14 protein-coding genes are annotated in these 18,101 nt (G+C 58.6%); 7 read left to right on the forward strand and 7 right to left on the reverse strand.

The genetic code is table 11. The features are described 5' to 3' along the window. Positions 1 to 27: 27 nt before the first annotated feature. The 6 genes from BJF91_RS10260 to BJF91_RS10285 all read left to right on the forward strand — a co-directional run bounded on the left by BJF91_RS10260 (position 28) and on the right by BJF91_RS10285 (position 6,545). Positions 28 to 1,242: an MFS transporter gene (locus BJF91_RS10260; protein WP_075614364.1), complete on the forward strand. Its 1,215-nt coding sequence runs from the start codon at positions 28 to 30 to the stop codon at positions 1,240 to 1,242. A 259-nt stretch (positions 1,243 to 1,501) separates the two neighbouring features. Further along, on the forward strand, positions 1,502 to 2,335 hold the full coding sequence (locus tag BJF91_RS10265) for a metallophosphoesterase family protein (protein WP_075614365.1): 834 nt from the start codon (positions 1,502 to 1,504) through the stop codon (positions 2,333 to 2,335). After that, a complete protein-coding gene (locus BJF91_RS10270) occupies positions 2,332 to 3,495 on the forward strand; it encodes an ABC transporter ATP-binding protein (protein WP_075614366.1) in 1,164 nt (387 codons plus the stop codon). Before BJF91_RS10265 ends, BJF91_RS10270 begins: the two co-directional genes overlap by 4 nt. A gap of 7 nt (positions 3,496 to 3,502) precedes the next feature. After that, positions 3,503 to 4,411, forward strand: coding sequence for a carbohydrate ABC transporter permease (locus BJF91_RS10275; RefSeq protein WP_407639879.1), 909 nt, complete (start codon positions 3,503 to 3,505; stop codon positions 4,409 to 4,411). Further along, positions 4,408 to 5,244: a carbohydrate ABC transporter permease gene (locus BJF91_RS10280; protein ID WP_075614368.1), complete on the forward strand. Its 837-nt coding sequence runs from the start codon at positions 4,408 to 4,410 to the stop codon at positions 5,242 to 5,244. Before BJF91_RS10275 ends, BJF91_RS10280 begins: the two co-directional genes overlap by 4 nt. Positions 5,245 to 5,273: 29 nt before the next feature. After that, a complete protein-coding gene (locus BJF91_RS10285; protein WP_075614369.1) occupies positions 5,274 to 6,545 on the forward strand; it encodes an ABC transporter substrate-binding protein in 1,272 nt (423 codons plus the stop codon). 50 nt (positions 6,546 to 6,595) lie between these two features. Here BJF91_RS10285 and BJF91_RS10290 read toward each other — a convergent pair whose 3' ends face one another. From BJF91_RS10290 to BJF91_RS10315, 6 genes are all read right to left on the reverse strand, one after another. Then, positions 6,596 to 7,576: a substrate-binding domain-containing protein gene (locus tag BJF91_RS10290; RefSeq protein WP_075614370.1), complete on the reverse strand. Its 981-nt coding sequence runs from the start codon at positions 7,574 to 7,576 to the stop codon at positions 6,596 to 6,598. A 162-nt stretch (positions 7,577 to 7,738) separates the two neighbouring features. Continuing rightward, positions 7,739 to 9,961: a methyl-accepting chemotaxis protein gene (locus tag BJF91_RS10295; protein ID WP_075614371.1), complete on the reverse strand. Its 2,223-nt coding sequence runs from the start codon at positions 9,959 to 9,961 to the stop codon at positions 7,739 to 7,741. A 176-nt stretch (positions 9,962 to 10,137) separates the two neighbouring features. Further along, entirely contained in the window at positions 10,138 to 11,256 is a 1,119-nt protein-coding gene (locus tag BJF91_RS10300; RefSeq protein ID WP_075614372.1) for a catalase family protein, read from the reverse strand. Beyond that, entirely contained in the window at positions 11,253 to 13,508 is a 2,256-nt protein-coding gene (locus BJF91_RS10305; protein WP_075614373.1) for a xanthine dehydrogenase family protein molybdopterin-binding subunit, read from the reverse strand. The genes BJF91_RS10300 and BJF91_RS10305 overlap by 4 nt, the downstream gene beginning before the upstream one ends. Positions 13,509 to 13,519: 11 nt before the next feature. Beyond that, entirely contained in the window at positions 13,520 to 14,536 is a 1,017-nt protein-coding gene (locus BJF91_RS10310; RefSeq protein WP_075614374.1) for an FAD binding domain-containing protein, read from the reverse strand. Continuing rightward, positions 14,533 to 15,063, reverse strand: coding sequence for a (2Fe-2S)-binding protein (locus tag BJF91_RS10315; RefSeq protein WP_075614375.1), 531 nt, complete (start codon positions 15,061 to 15,063; stop codon positions 14,533 to 14,535). Before BJF91_RS10315 ends, BJF91_RS10310 begins: the two co-directional genes overlap by 4 nt. 331 nt (positions 15,064 to 15,394) lie before the next feature. Here BJF91_RS10315 and BJF91_RS10320 point away from each other — a divergent pair, with 331 nt between their 5' ends. Beyond that, on the forward strand, positions 15,395 to 16,297 hold the full coding sequence (locus tag BJF91_RS10320) for an NAD(P)-dependent oxidoreductase (protein ID WP_267890148.1): 903 nt from the start codon (positions 15,395 to 15,397) through the stop codon (positions 16,295 to 16,297). Positions 16,298 to 16,409: 112 nt separating this feature from the next. Here the strand turns inward: BJF91_RS10320 and BJF91_RS10325 are convergent, their stop codons facing one another. After that, the gene (locus BJF91_RS10325) at positions 16,410 to 18,095 is read right to left on the reverse strand and encodes a Na/Pi cotransporter family protein (RefSeq protein WP_075614377.1); all 1,686 of its coding nucleotides are present in this window, start codon (positions 18,093 to 18,095) and stop codon (positions 16,410 to 16,412) included. Positions 18,096 to 18,101 lie beyond the last annotated feature (6 nt).

Raw genomic sequence — 18,101 nt, forward strand, 5'->3', positions numbered from 1 at the left:
AGCCGCGCCCCGCATGGGAGGAACAGCATGCGTAAAGCCACGTATCGTTGGGTTGTCGTCGCGGCTGGGGGACTGCTTAGCTGCGTGGCGATCGGGTCCATGTTCACGCTACCGGTTTTCATCCGGCCGATCGTAACGGAAACCGGCTGGTCGGTGACTGGCATATCCACCGCCATGACCATCGCCTTCCTTGCAATGGCGCTCGGCAGCTTCGCCCTCGGCTCGCTTTCCGACCGTGTTGGCGCGCGACCGGTCATCCTCGTCGGATCGGCCATGCTGGCGGTCGGCCTCGCCTGGGCCAGCCGGTCCACGTCAATTCTGGAATTCCAGTTGATCTTCGGGCTCATCGTCGGCCTCTCGATCGCGGCCATCCTGCCACCATTGATGGCCTCCGTCACGGGGTGGTTCGACACGCATCGAAGCCTTGCCGTTTCACTGGTCTCGGCAGGCATGGGCATGGCACCGATGACTGTATCGCCCTTCGCAGCATGGCTGGTCTCCACCTATGGCTGGCGCTCATCGATGCTTGTCATTGCCGGGCTCGCCGCAAGTGTCATGATCCCGCTTTCGCTCCTCATCCGCCAGCCGCCTACGCTTGATGACGAGGAGCGTCCGATGGCTTCAGGCATCGCCGCTGGCCAGTCCATGTCCGTCGGCTCGGCCCTCAAATCTCGGCCTTTTATCGTGCTGATGCTCACCAACTTTTTCTGTTGCGCAACCCATTCCGGCCCGATCTTCCACACCGTCGGCTATGCCGTGAGCTGCGGCATTCCCCTGATTGCCGCCGTGACAATCTATAGTGTCGAAGGTCTGGCAGGGCTCGGTGGTCGCATCGCCTTCGGGCTGATGGGCGACCGCTTTGGCGCCAAGACCATCCTCGTGCTCGGGCTGCTCGCTCAGGCAATCGTGGCATTCCTATTCTTCTTCGTTCGGCAATTGGATGGATTTTACGCGGTGTCTGGCATGTTCGGCTTTATCTATGCCGGCGTCATGCCGCTCTATGCAGTGCTGGCGCGCGAGAATTTTCCACAGCGTTTGATGGGTACCATTATCGGTGGCACCGGCATGGCCGGTTCATTGGGCATGGCGCTCGGCCCTTGGGCCGGCGGGCTGATCTATGACACCTTCGCCACCTATACTTGGCTCTATCTGGGTGCCTGCGGCATGGGCATCGGAGCCTTCCTGATTGCCATGACCTTCAGACCTTTCCCCAAAGCGGACATGCAGGCGGCTACGGCGTGAGGCGTCGAAACAGCGATCGTCTCTCGATTTCTTAGGCCTTATTGAAAGCCAAGGCTCAACGCCTCCATCACCAAGCGGTAGACCACGGCACTTCGTATCAGAGGCCAGCGCCCGCACCTCGTCGATCATGACAACTCCATGATGAAAATGAAAGGAGATTGGAAAGCCATTTTATGAGGCTGACATATGCGGGCTCTAGAGAGACCGGGAAGAGCGCGCAGACATCTTGCGCCCATGCCTCAAGACCGGAGTTTCCCGCGTGAAGATCATCCAGATCACCGACACCCATTTCAGCCCGTCAAAGCCGCATTTCAACGGCAATTGGCCGCCGCTGCTGGCATGGATCGAGGCTGAAAAGCCCGATCTGATCATTCACACCGGCGATCTCTGCGTGGATGGCGCGGATCATGCCGAAGACATCGCCTTTTCACTGGAGCTGATGCGCCAGGCATCTGCACCCATGCTGATCGTCCCGGGCAATCACGACGTTGGCCATCTGCCGGGCTCCCATCAGCCGGTCACGCAAACCCGGCTCGAACGCTGGAACGGCCTTGTCGGCTCCGACCGCTTCATTCGCGATATCGACGGCTGGCGGCTGATCGGCTTCAATTCTCTGCTGCTCGGCATGGGTAACGAGCACGAGACCGAGCAGTTGGACTGGCTGGCGCAGGCCATGGCGGATGCCGGCCCGCGCCGCATCGCGCTCTTTACCCATAAGCCGATCTTTGTCGATGAGCCGCATGAAGGCGATACCGGCTACTGGAGCATTCGCCCGACCCCGCGTGGCCGCCTCTACGAATTGATGCAGCGTCACGATGTCGGCCTCGTCGCAACAGGTCATCTGCACTGGGCCTGGAAGGGTGCGTTCAACAAGACAAGCCTCGTCTGGGGGCCGTCTGCGGCCTTTATCATCGACACGCTTGAGCGGGAAATGCCAGGTGAGCGCCTGATCGGCGCCGTCATCCACACATTCGACGGTGACACGGTGGCGAGCGAGATCGTCGCCGTTCCCGGCATGACCGCCTATGTGATCGACGATGTTATCGACGAAGTCTATCCGAAGCCGGCGATGCCGGGGGAGGCTGCGGAATGAGCGCGCTCCACCTTTCCAATATCACCAAGTCCTTTGGCGACAACGCCATCCTCAAGGGTATCAGCCTCGAAGCAGAGGCTGGCGAATTCATCGCCCTTGTCGGCCCCTCCGGTTGCGGCAAGAGCACGCTGCTGCGCATCGTCGCCGGCCTCGAGCATCCGACCTCCGGCAGTGTCATGGCGGCAGGCCGCGAACTGACGGCACTTGCCCCGGCAGATCGCAACGTTGCGATGGTATTCCAGTCCTACGCGCTTTATCCGCATCTGACGGCCGGGCAGAACATCGCTGTGCCGCTGGCTATGCGGCAGCTCAGCCGGGCACAGCGCCTGCCCATCATCGGCAATCTGCTGCCCGGGCAAAAGCAGGTGCGCACCGCTATTCAGGCGCAAGTCCTGGACATGGCGCGAGCGCTGAAGATCGAGCATCTCATCGACCGCAAGCCAGGCCAGATGTCCGGCGGGCAGCGGCAGCGCGTGGCGCTGGCCCGCGCCATGGTGCGGCGCCCGAGCCTCTTCTTGATGGATGAGCCGCTTTCCAATCTCGATGCCAACCTGCGTGTGCATGCACGCGGCGAAATCGTTGATCTTCACCGGCGCGCGGGCGTGCCGACCCTATACGTTACCCATGACCAGGCGGAAGCGCTGTCGATGGCGGACCGGGTTGCCGTGATGATCTCAGGCACCCTTCTTCAGCTTGCCCCGCCGCAGGTTATCTATGACGATCCTGATCATATCGAGGTGGCACGTTTCCTCGGCCAACCCAGGATCAATACGCTCGACACGCTGGCGGCGCCCGACCAGACAGTCGCGCTCGGCAGCATGCGCCTCCAGATCGTCGCGACCGCACCCCAACAGGACGCCGTGACCATTGCCGTGCGGCCAGAACATCTGCGTGTGCTTCCGACCCGTCAGGGTGGCCTTGCCGCACATGTGGAGCGGATGGAATTTCTCGGCTCAGAGGTCATCGTCTACACCAAGCTCGACGGGCTGAGCCAGCCGATGGTCGCCAAGCTGACCCCAGTGGAAGCCGCAGGCCTTGCCGCTGGAATGCCGGTATCCCTCGCGACTAATCCCGAGCGGGTAATGGTGTTTGGCAAGGATGGTTTCCGGCTTTCCACAACGCCTTTGGCTTCAACCGTGCTGGAGGCGGCCAATGGCTGATATCACCATGTCGGCAGCCGCACCGGCGCTGCCCGATCTCGGCGCAGTAAGGCAGGCCAAGACCGCCTGGCTACTGGTGCTGCCGGCTGTCCTCCTGATGATCGCTTTCATCATCGCGCCGCTCGCAGCCGTCGTCTTTCTCGGCTTTACGGATTTCGAGCTCGGCTATGGCAGCTTCCACTTTGTCGGGTTCGAGAATTACGCCGAACTGCTGACGGACAGGACCTTCCGGCAATCCCTGTGGAATACCACGGTCTATACTGCCATCGTTGCACCGGTGTCGCTGCTGCTTGGGCTTGGGATCGCACTTTTGATCGAAAGCGAAGCCATCGGCCGCTCGTTCTTTCGTACCGCCTATTTCTTGCCGGTCGCATCGCTGATCGTCGCCATGGCGACGGCATGGCAATATCTGTTTCACCCAACGATCGGGCCGATCAACGCTCTGCTTCACCTGATCGGCATCGACGGCCCCAATTGGCTCGGTTCGTCGAGCATGGTGCTCTACAGCCTGGCGATCATCGGTATCTGGCAGAGCGTTGGCTTCAACATGGTGCTGTTTCTCGCCGGCCTGACCGCCATTCCCCGCGATCTCTATGCGGCCGCGGATGTGGACGGCGCCAAATCCGGCATCGATCGCTTCTTCCTCGTGACTTGGCCGATGCTGGGGCCAACCACGCTGTTCGTCATCACCATCAGCATCATCAATGCGGTGAAAGTGTTCGAGACGGTGCGGACGCTGACCGAGGGGGGACCGAACAAGGCGTCGGAAGTGCTGCTGTTCACCATCTACCAGGAAGGCTTCGTCTACCTGCGCGTCGGTTATGCCTCTGCCATGGCGGTCGTGTTTCTCGCCGTCCTCGTCGTCATGATGTTCGTCCAATATCGCCTGCTCGACCGCGAGGTTCACTACGCATGACGCATTCAGGTTTTTCCCTCGGTCGCCTGTTGCGGCTGGCTTTGCTGAGCTTCGGCGCCCTGCTGTTTCTGGCGCCCTACATTTTCATGCTCTCCACGGCGAGCAAAAGCCAGAGCGAGATATTCTCCTCATCGCTGTCGCTGATCCCGGAGCATTGGTTCCTCCTGCAAAACGTCACCAAGGCCATGACCAAGGTAAACATGTCCGGCCTGCTGTTTAACGGCGTCGTCGTCTGCGGGCTGATCCTGTTCTTCCAGGTGTTGATCGCGGTCCCCTGCGCGTATGCGCTGGCCAAGCTGAACTTCAGGGCGGCACGGCTGATGATGGCACTGGTCATGTTGGGCCTGCTGGTGCCGATCCATGCCACGGCGCTGCCTCTCTATGTGGCCTTCAACAGCCTGTCGGTTCTGAACAGCTATACGGCCCTGGTCGCGCCCTTTTCCATCTCGGTCTTCGGCATCTTCCTGTTTCTGCAGTTCTTCCGCGCCATGCCCGATGATCTCATCCATGCAGCCAGGCTGGACGGCATGTCGGAGATCGGCATCGTTGCCCGGGTCATCGTGCCGAATGCCTGGCCGGCGATCACCGCCTTTGCCATCTTTTCAGTCGTCGGCCATTGGAACGACCTCTACTGGCCGCTGATCGTCGTCTCCAATCCGGCCTATGCCACCCCACCGCTCGGCCTTCTCTACTTCCGTGGCGCCGAGGCCGGTGACGATTACGGCGCGCTGATGGCTGCCACCCTCATCATCACTCTTCCCCTCCTGCTGGCCTTTCTGTTTGCACAGAAACGCTTCGTCGAGGGCATCACCATGACCGGTCTCAAGGGCTGACCGGCTCTTCTCCAACCAGGAAACACACCATGAAACACTTCACCAGGATATTGGCAGCCACGGCCGTCACTATGGCTATGGTCCTGCCGGCCCACGCTGAAACCACCCTCACCGTTCACTATCCGATGCCCGGCTTCTTCAAGGACGTGATGGACACGATCTCGAAGAAGTTCATGGAAGAAAACCCTGATATCAAGATCCAGTTTGCCAATCCTTCCGCCACCTACGAGGAAGGCATCCAGACGATCATGCGCCAAGTCGGCACGTCCGACATGCCTGACGTGACCTTTATCGGCCTCAATCGCCTGCGCATGGCCGACGAGCGCAGCATTCCTGTCGACATGGGCCCGATGATCGCCAAGGAAAAGCAGAGCATGTCCGAACAGGGCTTTTCGGACACGATCCTGAAGCTTGCCCAGGTCAACGGCAAACAGGTCGGCCTCGCCTTCGCCACCTCGAACCCGATCATGTATTACAACGCCAATCTGGTGAAAGCTGCCGGTGGCGATCCGGATCAGCCGCCGAAGACCTGGGACGAGGTGATCGCGCTCGCCAAGAAGATCAAGGCGCTCGGCAACGGCGTCGACTCCATCGATTTCCGCTGGCAGGGCGATGACTGGATGTTCTCCGCGCTGCTGTTCGGCGCCGGCGGCACCATGCTGAACCAGGACGAAAGCAAGGTCACTTTCAACGGTCCGGAAGGCCAGAAGGCCATGACCATCATCGACCGCATGGTCAAGGAAGCCGGCATGCCGGTCTTTACCAAGGCAGCCGGCGAACAGGCGTTCGTGGCCGGCAAGGTTGGCTTCACCTTCCAGACCACGGGCGCATTGCGCAACACCATCAAGAATGTCGGCGACAAGTTCGACCTGCGCACGGCGCCGATCCCGTTGCTCGATCCCGTCAACGGCAAGCTGCCGACCGGCGGTAATGCCGTGGTTATTCTGACCCATGACGCGACGAAGCAGCAGGCCGCCTGGAAATTTGCCAAATTCGCCGCCGGTCCCTACGGCGCGTCCGTCGTCGTTCCCGGCACTGGTTACGTCCCGAACAACGAACTGGCCGCCAAATCGCCTGATTATCTCGGTGATTTCTACAAGAAGAACCCATTGTTCCTGGCCGGTCTCAACCAGATGCCGCGCATGATCCCTTGGTATGCCTTCCCCGGCTCGAACGGCGTGCGCGTAACGCAGACGATCGTCGACAACATTTCCCGCGTCGTCGACCAGTCCGTCACCCCGCAGCAGGCTCTTGATGACGCCGCCAAGGACGTGAAGCGCCTGCTGCCGCGCAGCAACTAAACCTGTTAACAGGCAATCCGCCGCGCAATATGCGGCGGATCGCTTTACCTTCAAACCGAGCGAACCGTGCCACCCGGTTTCAACGTGAAGCCAACCTGCAAATGCCGCGGAATGGCTCCCCGCTCGGCAATGTCGAGCAGAAGCGAGGCGGCCACGGCTCCCATGCTGGCGTCGGGCATTTCGATCGTGGTCAGCGGCGGGGTCATCAACTGGCCCATTGCGATACCATCGAAGCCGGCAACGGATACGTCCTGCGGAACGCAGAGGCCATGCCGACGCAGCGCCCCGATCACGCCGAAAGCGAGAAGATCATTCGAGGCGATGATTGCAGTCGGCTTGTGATCCACGATTGCACCTGAAATATCCAGTTGCTCGTAACTGCCGATGAAGGGAATCTGCAGAGCCGGTAGCGGCTCTCCACCAGCTTCCCCGAGCGCTGAAAGATAGCCCTCGTAGCGTAGCAGGGCCCGATCGGACGCAGCGAAATTGCCGGAGACAAAGAGAATGCGGCGATGGCCCCGATCGATCAGATGCCTGGTCAATAGCCGCCCGGCCTCTCGGTTGTCGACGGTGACAGCGGCTGGAAAAATCGAGGTCGGGAGATTGTTCAAAAGCACCGTCGGCGGCAAGCGGCCGGCCCGCGGCAAGCCCTGCGCCGCATGGCAGAGCGTCAGAATCAGTCCCGTCGGCCGCTCTGCCAGCAGCGCCTCGATTGCGTCAGGCTCCTGCGCGGGATCGTAATTGGATTGCGCAAGCACCACGGAATGCCCGCCCAGATGCATGCGGTTCTGGATCTGTGACAGCGAGGCCGCAAAGACGGGATTGGTGATGCTCGGAATGAGCACACCAATCAACGGCCTGCGGGACCCGCGACCATGCACCTGGGCACCTTGCCGGTAGCCAAGTTCAGCCGCCGCCTTGCGCACCCGGCTCTTCACCCCGTCACTGACCGAGCCATGCGCCCCAAGCGCACGGCTGGCTGTCGCAACGGAACAACCCGCCTTCTTCGCCACATCTTCCAGCGTCGCCATCGTCCACTACCCCTTGTCCAGCGGCAGGACTATGTGTGGATGATGTCAGGTTCATGAATGGCGGTTTTGCAGCACCATGCGTTTATCAAACGCATGGTGCTGCAATGCTCTAAGTTATTCATTGCAGGCAACACATTTTGGACCGCGTCAACACCGTGACGATCAGGCGGCGCGCCGCTGTGGTTTGCCATCGCTACCGATTTTGAAGCGCGAGATGAGCGTCTTCAAGTGAACGGTTTCGTCGGCCAGACGGTTGGTGCTGGCTGCGGCCTCCTCGACCATCGCGGCATTTTGCTGTGTCACCTGGTCCATCTGGTTGATGGCCATATTGACCTCGGACAAGCCCGTCGATTGTTCCTGTGCTGCGGTTGCGATTGAGGTGACCTGCTTTGAAATGCCGATGACCTGGGTCTGGATCTCCCGCAATGCGTCGCCGGTAGAACTCACGAGCTTCACGCCGGTTTCCACTTCAGCCGAGGACTTGCTGATAAGCGTTTTGATATCCTTTGCCGCCGAGGCCGAACGCTGTGCAAGCTCGCGCACTTCCTGTGCGACGACGGCAAAGCCCTTGCCGGCTTCGCCAGCGCGCGCAGCCTCGACGCCGGCATTCAGCGCCAGAAGGTTGGTCTGGAAGGCGATCTCGTCGATCACGTTGATGATCTGCGTAATCTCGTTCGAGGCCTGTTCGATCCTGGTCATTGCTGCTGTTGCTTCCTCGACGACACTGGCAGAACGCTCGGCGAATTGCCGGGCATCGGTCACCATGCGACTTGATTCGTGCGCCCGCTCCGTCGAGGTTTTAACGGCAACCGTAATTTCCTCCAGCGCCGAGGACGTTTCCTCAAGCGAAGCAGCCTGCGTCTCTGTACGGCGCGACAGGTCGTTGGACGCCTGACGGATCTCGCCAGCGCCGCCATTGATCACGTCGGCCGATTGGCGCACCTCCTGCATAAGGTCGCGCATGATGGCCATCGTTTCGTTGACGTTGGATTGAAGTTCGGCAAAGACGCCCTGATAATTCCCTTGCATGGTTTCTGTGAGATCACCTTGCGACAGGGCTGAAATCACCCGGCGGGTTTCCGCAATACCTGTGTCGACCGATTGCACCAGCGTATTGACGTTGGCGGCGAAGCTATCCAGATCCGGATTGTCGTACCGCTTCGAGATCCGCGCGGAAAAGTCGCCAGCGACCGCTGCGTTGACGACTGTGGCGATATTCGACTGCAGATCGACATTCTTTTCCTGCAGCGCGGCTTCCTGGGCGGCGAGTTGGCGAATACGGATGGCGTTCCGCTTGAATACATCCACGGCCTTTGCCATCTGTCCGATTTCACTTTTGTGGTCGAGGCCAGGGATCTCGGTATCAAGCTTGTTTTCGGCGAGTGCACCCATAGCATTGGTGATTGCTCCGATCGGCCTGGTGATGCCTTTGGCGATAACAAAGGCGATGATGCAGGCCATCAGGAAACCACCGACTGCAAGTACAGCACCGATCGTCACCCCGTCTTCCATTGTCGACTGGATATTGGGACCCAGAGTGTCCTGTTCCTTCTTAAGATCCAGCTTCACCTGCTCGACCGACTGGGACAGCTTTCCGCCAGTCGTGTCCATGGTGCCATTGATAATGGTGTTGCGCGCGGTGATGACTTCGTAGACCTTTCTAAGCCCTGAATTATAGGCATCGAATTTTGCAATAAGCGCTTCTATGGCCGCACGATCCGCATCCACCTTGACAATGTTCATGGCCGCATCGAGCGCGGTCTCAGCCGCCTTCGCAGACTCCAAAGCTTTTTCGTGGAGAGTCTTCTCATTTTTCAACAAGAACTTGTTGGTGCCCAACCGCATCATGGCAACCGCGTATTTCGCGTCGTCCACGATTGCAGCGGTCTCCATATCACCGCCGTCCTCAAGCTTTTTGGAGATGTCGCCTAACTTGTCAGCCATTTCCGGGCCCAGAGCCTCCAGGGTCCCGCTTACGATTTCGTCGCGCTGGAGCTGGAGACCCACCACCTTGTCAAACCCGGTGGCATAGGTATCGACCATGCTATGGAAGTTGGCGATTTTTGCTTTTCCTAGGTCGTCCGCCGTTGCCGCTTGAAGCGCGTCAATGGCAGCCTTGGTCGCATTCAGGCGTTCAATCGCTTTCTTACGAAGCTCTTCGCTTGGTTCTGCCCGGTATTTGCGAAAATACAGACGCGCTTCCAGCATATTCGCTTGAATACGGCCTGCCTCATTCGTCTGCCTCGCGGCACCGCGATAATCGCCGAACATCCCCTTGTTGGCGATGTTGTAATAAGCACCGGTTCCGGCAAGAATTGCCAGCACGAGCAGAACAAGCCCGAAACCCAAATAGATTTTCGTGCCGATTTTCATGTTGTCCAGCATGCCACGCAATCTCCCATAGCGCTTTTCATGCCTTATATTTATTATTGCTTATTAAAGAAAGATTTAATGCATAATCTCCCCCTCGACGTAAATTGCTCAAGCCCATTAAATTAACCGCATATTTTCTCCTGAGATCGATGCCGATCTCAGGAGTGATATGCGAAACCGCGTTTCCGCTACGACACAAGCCGCATGGTGGAGAAGGGGCAGGTCCGGGGCTCGCTCACGCCAATCGGATTGCGCTCCGACCTGAATGCGGCAGAACGTTCATAGGCCAGCTTACGCATGCGCATGATCTGTCCAAGCGGCTGATGCTCGCCTATGCCATTCCATGGGCTGAACTTCATGCCGTCATCGACGATGCCAGCGCGTTCCTCCGACCAGCTCTCCTGCGGTCGAGCGGTAACTGTAGCAATCGTGACATAGGCGCTTTTTTCTTCGTCCCACAGGGCCATCGGGTCTTCGATCGGCATCTCCGCCGCATCCGTGCACAGCTGCACCTGAAGATGCCAAACAGCAGTTTGCGTTCGAAAAAATTCCTCGATCAAATGGCGATGAACATCTTCGTCACCGTCGACACTGACTTTTGTGTCTATCAGCGCCTTCAGATTTTCCGACGCCGGCACGAGGCCAAGCTTCGCGACATATTGGCCAAAGCGCACTGGCACCTGGGTATAAACGCTTTCGCCCAGCATATGCGTCATCGGCTGGCCGCCCATGACCTTAACAGGCGTCAGTTCCTTTCCTGCTGCTTCCGCCACGCTTTCGACGCCACGCAGGAGTTTGGAAAGAATTTTTTTCGCTCCCTCCGCCCGATCGGTTGTTGCCGCAAGCAGCTTGAGGCTGCCGAGAAAAGCCTTGGCGCTGGGAGAATTGAATACCTTGCCGTTGACCATCACGAAGTCCTGCGAGGAGGAGTTCTCTGACCCCGGCAAACGCGTGCCGTCCACATCGAGGATCTTCAATGCCATGCCGCGTGGCGCAGAGACACTGTCGTGCAGGATATCGCCTGGCGTGGTCGAAAGCCGCATGACCGCTTGATATCTGCCCGGTTGGGCAAAGATGCCCTGCGCCAACTGCGGCGGCAGGTCATCGCGGATGTCAACCTCCGCCTCCAGTAGCGCATGGCTTTTGGCATGAACGCAACGAATGGCATGGGCGCTATTGGCATAGGTCGTATAGGCGATCGAAAGCATGGTTTCCGACAAGGCTTCCGCCAGTTGCGGTTCGTCCGGGCCAATCTGTTCAAGGTCAGGGGTATAAGGTTGTATACGAGGCGGAAGGGAAAAATTCATTCTGCTGCCTCCTGGGCATAGGCCAGTTTGTCGATGGTGATCGGCAGGTGTCGAACGCGGGTGCCGGTCGCATGATAGAGCGCATTTGCGACAGCCGCCGCGAAACCAACAATGCCGATTTCACCAAGACCCTTCACACCGAGCGGGCTGGTCTTCCCGTCATGTTCCTCCACGAAAATCACCTCGATATCCCGAACGTCGGCGTGAGACGGGATGTGATATTCCGCGAGGTTGTGGTTCATGATGCGCCCCGTGCGGTGGTCGAACATGCCTTCCTCATGGAGAGCCATGCCAATCCCCATGACCACACCACCCAGAATCTGGCTTCGAGCCGTTTTTGGGTTGAGAATCCGCCCGGCGGCAACAGCGACAACGACTTTGGTAATGCGGATAACACCAAGCTCCTCATCCACATGCACCTCAACGAAATTGGCGGAATGCGTGTAGCTGGAAAAGCTCTTCATGGTTTTCTTGTCCGGTGCGACCTGCCCCTCTTCCTCGATATGAGAGAGCCCTGCATGGGCCAGCACATCAGCGACCGACACCCCAACCTGGTCATTGACCTCCAGAACCAAACGGCCATCTCGCACCGTCGTTTGCTCCACCGTAGCGTCAGCAAGCGGCGTGTTTTCCATAGCCTGGGCATGTTTCAAAAGCGTGGCCCGCACATTGGCCGCAGCCGCTTGCACAGCGGAGCCCGTCGAGGCGGCCGTCCATGATCCGCCTTCCACAGAGGTTTGCGGGAGCGAGGAGTCACCGATATCAACAGTGACATTTTCAGGCTTGATGCCGAAGCTTTCGGCGCCGATCTGGGCAAGAATGGTGTAGGTCCCGGTTCCGATATCCGAAGCGGCGGCCGAGACCATGACACTCAGATCCGAATTCAGCCGCACCTTGGCTGCTGCGTTCGTGATCTGCGCCTCCCAAACGCCGGTTGAAACGCCATAACCGACGAGATCCTGCCCGTCGCGCATGGACCGAGGCTCCGGGTTGCGTTTGTCCCAGCCAAAGGCTTCCGCTCCCTGCCTATAACAAGCATGTAGCGCCTTCGAAGTGAATTGCTTGTCCTCGTTCTGGTCCATGTGCACGAAATTGAGGATGCGCATCTCAAGCGGATCGAGGCCTGCCGTGTAAGAAAGCTCGTCAATTGCCGATTCCAGCGCAAAAACACCGGTTGCGGCACCGGGTGCACGCATGTCGCCAGGTGTCGAGACATTCATGGCGGCAAGCTCATACGTGAGCTTTACATTGTCGCACTTGTAGGCAAGCCCCGACCAGTTGACGACAACCTCCTGGTAATCCTCGTATTTCGAAGTCGCCTCGACCGCGTGATGCATGATGGAAACCAGCTTGCCGCTTTCATCAGCCGCCATCGACATCTGCTGCACAGTGGCAGGACGCCAAGTGAGATAGAACATTTCCCGACGGCTAAGTTCCAACTTGACGGAGCGCTTGAGATCGAGCGCCGCCATCACGGACAAAAACAACTGATGCTTGGGCCGCAGGCCGGAGCCGAAGGCGCCGCCGACATAGCGATTGAACACGCGGACCTTATCTTTTGGCAGATTGAACACGCCGCAGACATAACCCTGGCTGTTTTGCGAGCCCTGCGTCTTGTCGTGAACTGTGATCGATCCGTCCTTCTCCCAGATTACGGTCGAGGAGAACAGCTCCATCGGGTTATGATGCTCGCCCTCCAGCACATAGTCTGCCGACATCTTGAAAGCCGCGGCTTCGAAGGCAGCTTCAGCGTCGCCGCGTGGCGATGGCGGCGGCGCAATACCACTTCGCTTCTCTTTCGGCTCATAGGAATTGCGCTGCTCCGCAACAATGTCCGTCGCGGGTTCTTCTTCAGCGTAGCTCACACGGATCATCGAAGCAGCATCGCGTGCGGCTTCAAAGGTTTCGGCAACAACGAGAGCGACGGGCTGGCCGTCAAACAAAATGCGGTCGTTCTGAAGCGGGCGGAACGGATGCCCCGGCAAAGCCACGGCATCCTTCCAGGCACTATCCCACCAGGCGGCGCTGGGCCGGTTCTCATGGGTATAGATCTTCACAACGCCGGGATACTGGGCCGCCTGCGTTGAATCGATCGATAGAATACGGCCTTTGGCGATGGTCGCAACGTGAACGCAGCCGTGCACCATGTTGTCGGGGTGATGCTCCGCCGCATAAGCCGCGCGACCGGAAACCTTCAACGGTCCGTCAATACGCGGCAGCGGAAAGCCGATGATTCGGGTTTGATCTGACATGGCTTTTTTCCTTAACGCACGCGCTTTTCGGATTGGATCTGTGGGCGGCCTTCCGCAGCTTGCGTCAAAGCGCGCACGATGGCCCGATGTGCCATCGGGATCTTGAAATCGTTCTGTCCCTGGCCTTTAGCGCCCGACAAAAGCCGATCGGCAAGCGCTTCAAAACTGTCTCGCGTTGCAGGCTGGCCGGCAAGCTCTGCTTCCGCCAGCGGATCTCGCCACGGTTTATGGGCAACGCCGCCGAGCGCGACGCGAACATCCAAAATTTTTCCATCCTCGACGTCCAAGGCCGCCGCAACCGAAATCAGCGCGAAGGCATATGACAGGCGGTCACGCAGCTTCAAATAGCTGTAATGTTTGGAAAAGCGGTTTTGGTCGAGCCGGATGGCGGTGACGATTTCCCCACGCTGCAGCGTGTTATCACGCTCCGGCTGGGCGTCCGGCAGTCGGTGAAACTCCAGAAAAGGAATAATCCGCTCGCCATCCGGACCCGTGACGTCCACTTTGGCATCAAGCGCCGCAAGGGCCACGCACATATCGGACGGATGGGTAGCGATGCACTGGTCGCTTGCACCGAGAATGGCATGAATGCGGTTGAGACCGCCGATCGCAGAGCATCCGGATCCAGGCTCGCGCTTGTTACAAGGCGTTGAGGGATCATAGAAATAATAGCAGCGGGTGCGCTGGAGAAGATTGCCGCCGCTGGTGGCCGCATTGCGCAACTGTGGCGACGCACCGGCCAGAATGGCAGACGAGAGCAACGGCGCATGTTCCAACACGTTGGAATCATAGGCGACCTGCGCATTGGTGGTAAGTGCACCAATCCGCAGCCCATTGTCCTCAGTGATGTCAATTTCCTTCAACGGCAAGTCATTGATATCGATGATGGCGGAAGGATGCGTGACATCATATTTCATGAGGTCAATCAGGTTGGTGCCACCAGCAAGAACCTGTGCGTCGGGCCGAGCGCGCAGAGCGGATACCGCTTCTGCCATGGCTGTCGGACGGATGTAATCAAACGGTTTCATTCAGCAGCCTCCTTACAAGAGCTGGCTGTTGCGCCCATCGCATCCTCAATGGCATCGGCAATGTTGGTGTAGGCTCCGCAACGACAGAGATTACCGGACATCAACTCTCTTATGTCCTCGCGATCGTGGGCGTGACCTTCCGAAATCATGCCCACGGCGGAACAGATCTGCCCCGGCGTACAATAACCGCACTGATAAGCATCATGCTCCACGAATGCCTTTTGCATGGGGTGCAGATTCTCAGGCGAGCCCAGACCTTCGATTGTGGTGATCTCACTGTTTTGAACGCTGACCGCCAGCTTCAAACAGGAATTGATCCGCACGCCATTGATAAGAACCGTACAGGCGCCGCACTGGCCGTGGTCGCAACCCTTTTTAGTGCCGTCTAGCTGCATGTGGTTGCGCAGCAGATCGAGCAAAGTAACGAACGGCTGGATCTCAAAACGGTGCTGCTGACCGTTGACCTTGAGCTGGATAGGGATAGTGGAGGTGGGCGACGGCCGCGTAGGCATAGAGCCATTTTGCATCGAAAATTCCTTCAGTACCGGACAGATAATGTAGGGGCAGAACGAAGGGTGCTGAGGTTTGTTCCGGTTGTATCGCGTGCTGGAGGTTCTGCACTTGGTAGATCGGCCTGTCGATTTAGGCTCAATATTATTGTTTTGGCGCGGCTATCGCGGCAATGGATCGAGCCTGCTGCTTTCTTGCAGCAATGTCGTTCTATGATTTCTTCGGTTGATCGGTCGCCGGCAGACAATCTCGACTTGAATTGACAACCTGCCAGTTCAGGATGCGATGTCATCAAAAGCAGGGTAGCATCAGCGTCGACGCACAAGGGATGTTTGGCACAATAGTGGTTTGCAGAATAAGTGGAGACAGCGGATGCAAAAGGAAACGATCGGTATCATCGGCCTGGGACGCATGGGAAAGGCCATGGCCCAACGCCTGTCCTCTGAAGGGTTTTCCGTGACGGGCTGGACAAGACGCGGCATCGGCACGGACGAGGCCGCGAGCCTGAACATCCATCCCGCCGCAACGATCGGCGAGCTTGCCGCAGCCTCTGACATCATCATCCTGTCTCTCATGGATGACACCTCTGTCTCGCAGATGGTGGCCGCATTGTGCCAGGAACGCATCGAGGGACGTTTGTTGGTGGAAACCAGCACCGTCAGCCCGGAAACGCTGCGCAGCCACATGGCCGTGATCTCAGAAGCGGGCGCCTCTGCAATCGACGCGCCGATCTCTGGCGGGCCACCGCAGGTCCAGAGCGGCACGATCGGCATGTATATCGGGGGAAATGAGGCCGATTACCAACGTTTCACTCCTGTGGCGCGAGCCCTGTCGAACCGCGTCCTGCATGTTGGGCCACTTGGTCACGGTGCTGCGGCAAAACTCGTCAACAACATGATGCTGCTGGGTTTCTGGCAGACGTTGAAGGAGGCGCTCACTCTGGGACGCGCTGCCGGCCTGAGCAGCGACACGATGCTGGCCTTCCTGGAGGGTAGCCCTGCGGCTACGCCCGCATTCAAGGCGCGCCTTCCGATCATCCGCGGTGAAGACAACGTGGTGGGTTTTGCACTGTCCGGCGTCGTGAAAGACGCGCGTGTGATCGCAAATCTTGCTGATCACCTAAGGCTTTCGCTTCCGGCCATCCGGGCGAGCCTGGCCAGTTTCGAGGAGGCCGATGCGCTAGGTTACGGTAATGCAGATCTCGCAACCATGGTGCGCTTGGCCGCAGAGGGCAAAATAGCGGAAGGTTAGGTGCATCACATTCCCTCCAGTGTCTGCAATCCAGTATTGGTTTAATTGTTGCCGACCCGGGACAATGTCGATGGGACGCCTATGGCATCATCGGAATTTCCATTGCACCACATCAGTTCTCCCCTGCGTTCCGCGCTCCGACAGGTGCTGGCTTCATGCGGCTTTGCATGAGTTCGCCATACTGTTCGAGGATTGGATAGGCTGTCGCCGCGATCAGATGCGAGTTGATCTGCTTGAAGTCGCGCAGAAGATCGAGGTGCAGCGAACTGGTTTCGGCGGCATTGAGGTCACCTTCGCGCATTCGCTTGAAATGTTGATCGGTTCCCTCGCGCTCGGCCCTGCGAAACACAATCTTTTCGTCGGTCAATAGTCGCGCAACCCGTTCGTCCTGGGACATGAACAATGCAGCGGCTGTCCGCAAATTTGTCGACAGGCGGGCGAGCAATTGTCCAAGTTCACCTTCATCTTCCCTGGAAAATTTAATGCCGCGCCGCAGCCGTTTCGCCAGATGCGGCAGCACGTTTTGGTCCAGAACATCGCCGGCATGTTCCAGGCCGGTTGAAAACAGAAGGATTTCGTTGAGCCTGCGTCTGTCGCCTTCGCTGAGTTCGTCCGGATCGATCGATGTCAGGTATTGCTTGATCGCCAGATTCAGGCGGTCGAGAATGTTGTCTTTTTGCCTGAGAACCGACAGTGCCCGGCGATCCGTGCTGTTCAACGCTTCTTTCGTACCTTGCAGCATCTCCCCAAAGGTATCGACCAACCGCAAGACTTCGCGCGCAGCCGCCTGCAGTGCCACAACAGGCGTCTCCTTGGCAGATGGGTCGAGGTAACGTGGCTGGCCGGGGTCGCCCTCGTCAAGCCGCTCCGGCAGCAGCCTGACCAACAGGTTGGACAGCGGCGTCAGGAAGGGCATGACCACGATCGCGACAACCAAATTGAATGCCGTATGAAAATTGGCGACGACGCGGGCTCCGTCTCCGTCAATTGCAGTCATCCATGACGCGATTTGCGGAAGACCTGCGAAAACGATGGTAATCCCGATGATCCGGGTGAGAAGATTGCCGATCGGCAGGCGCTTGGCTGACAGATCGCTTCCGGATTGTCCCTCGATCACAGGATTGATTGCGGTTCCCAGATTGGCCCCAAGCCCCAGTGCGAAGGCCTGATAGGGATCGACAAGGCCTTTGGCAGACAGTGTCATGATAAGCAAGACGACCGCCACGCTGGAATGCGCCGCCCAGGTCAAGGCTGCCGCGAGCAACAGGCTAATCATCGGCGCGGAGGCGATCGCCGCAAGAGCCACCTCGAACGCGTGGGTCGCTGAATAGGCGGTCAAAGCGTCCAGAAGCTGATGCAGCGCCAACAGCATGAAACCGAGGCCTATGAAAACGCGGCCAAGATCGTGCACCTGCGGGTTGTTGGCGCGGCGAAACATGATGACCCCGACCAGGATCAAGGCAGGTGAAGCAGCGGCTACATCGAACGACAAGACCTGAACGATCAGCGTGGTCCCGACATTGGCGCCCAGCATGACCGCTAAGGCCGGGACAAGCCTGACCAAGCCGCTTGCCGCGAATCCGGAAGCCATCAAGCCAGTGGCCGTGCTGCTTTGCAAAATTGCGGTGACGCCCAGCCCGGCAAAGAAGGCCTTTATCCGGTTGCTGAGAGCCCTGTTCAGAAAGGACCGCAGACTTGGGCCAAAGGCACGCTGGACACCGGTCTGAACCATATGCGTGCCCCACAGAAGAAGGGCGATGTGACCTGCGAGCGAAATGGCGGCGAGAATGAGAGACATGATCTT

This window comes from Gillisella taibaishanensis (genome assembly GCF_001938985.1).
Lineage (GTDB): Bacteria > Pseudomonadota > Alphaproteobacteria > Rhizobiales > Rhizobiaceae > Allorhizobium > Allorhizobium taibaishanense.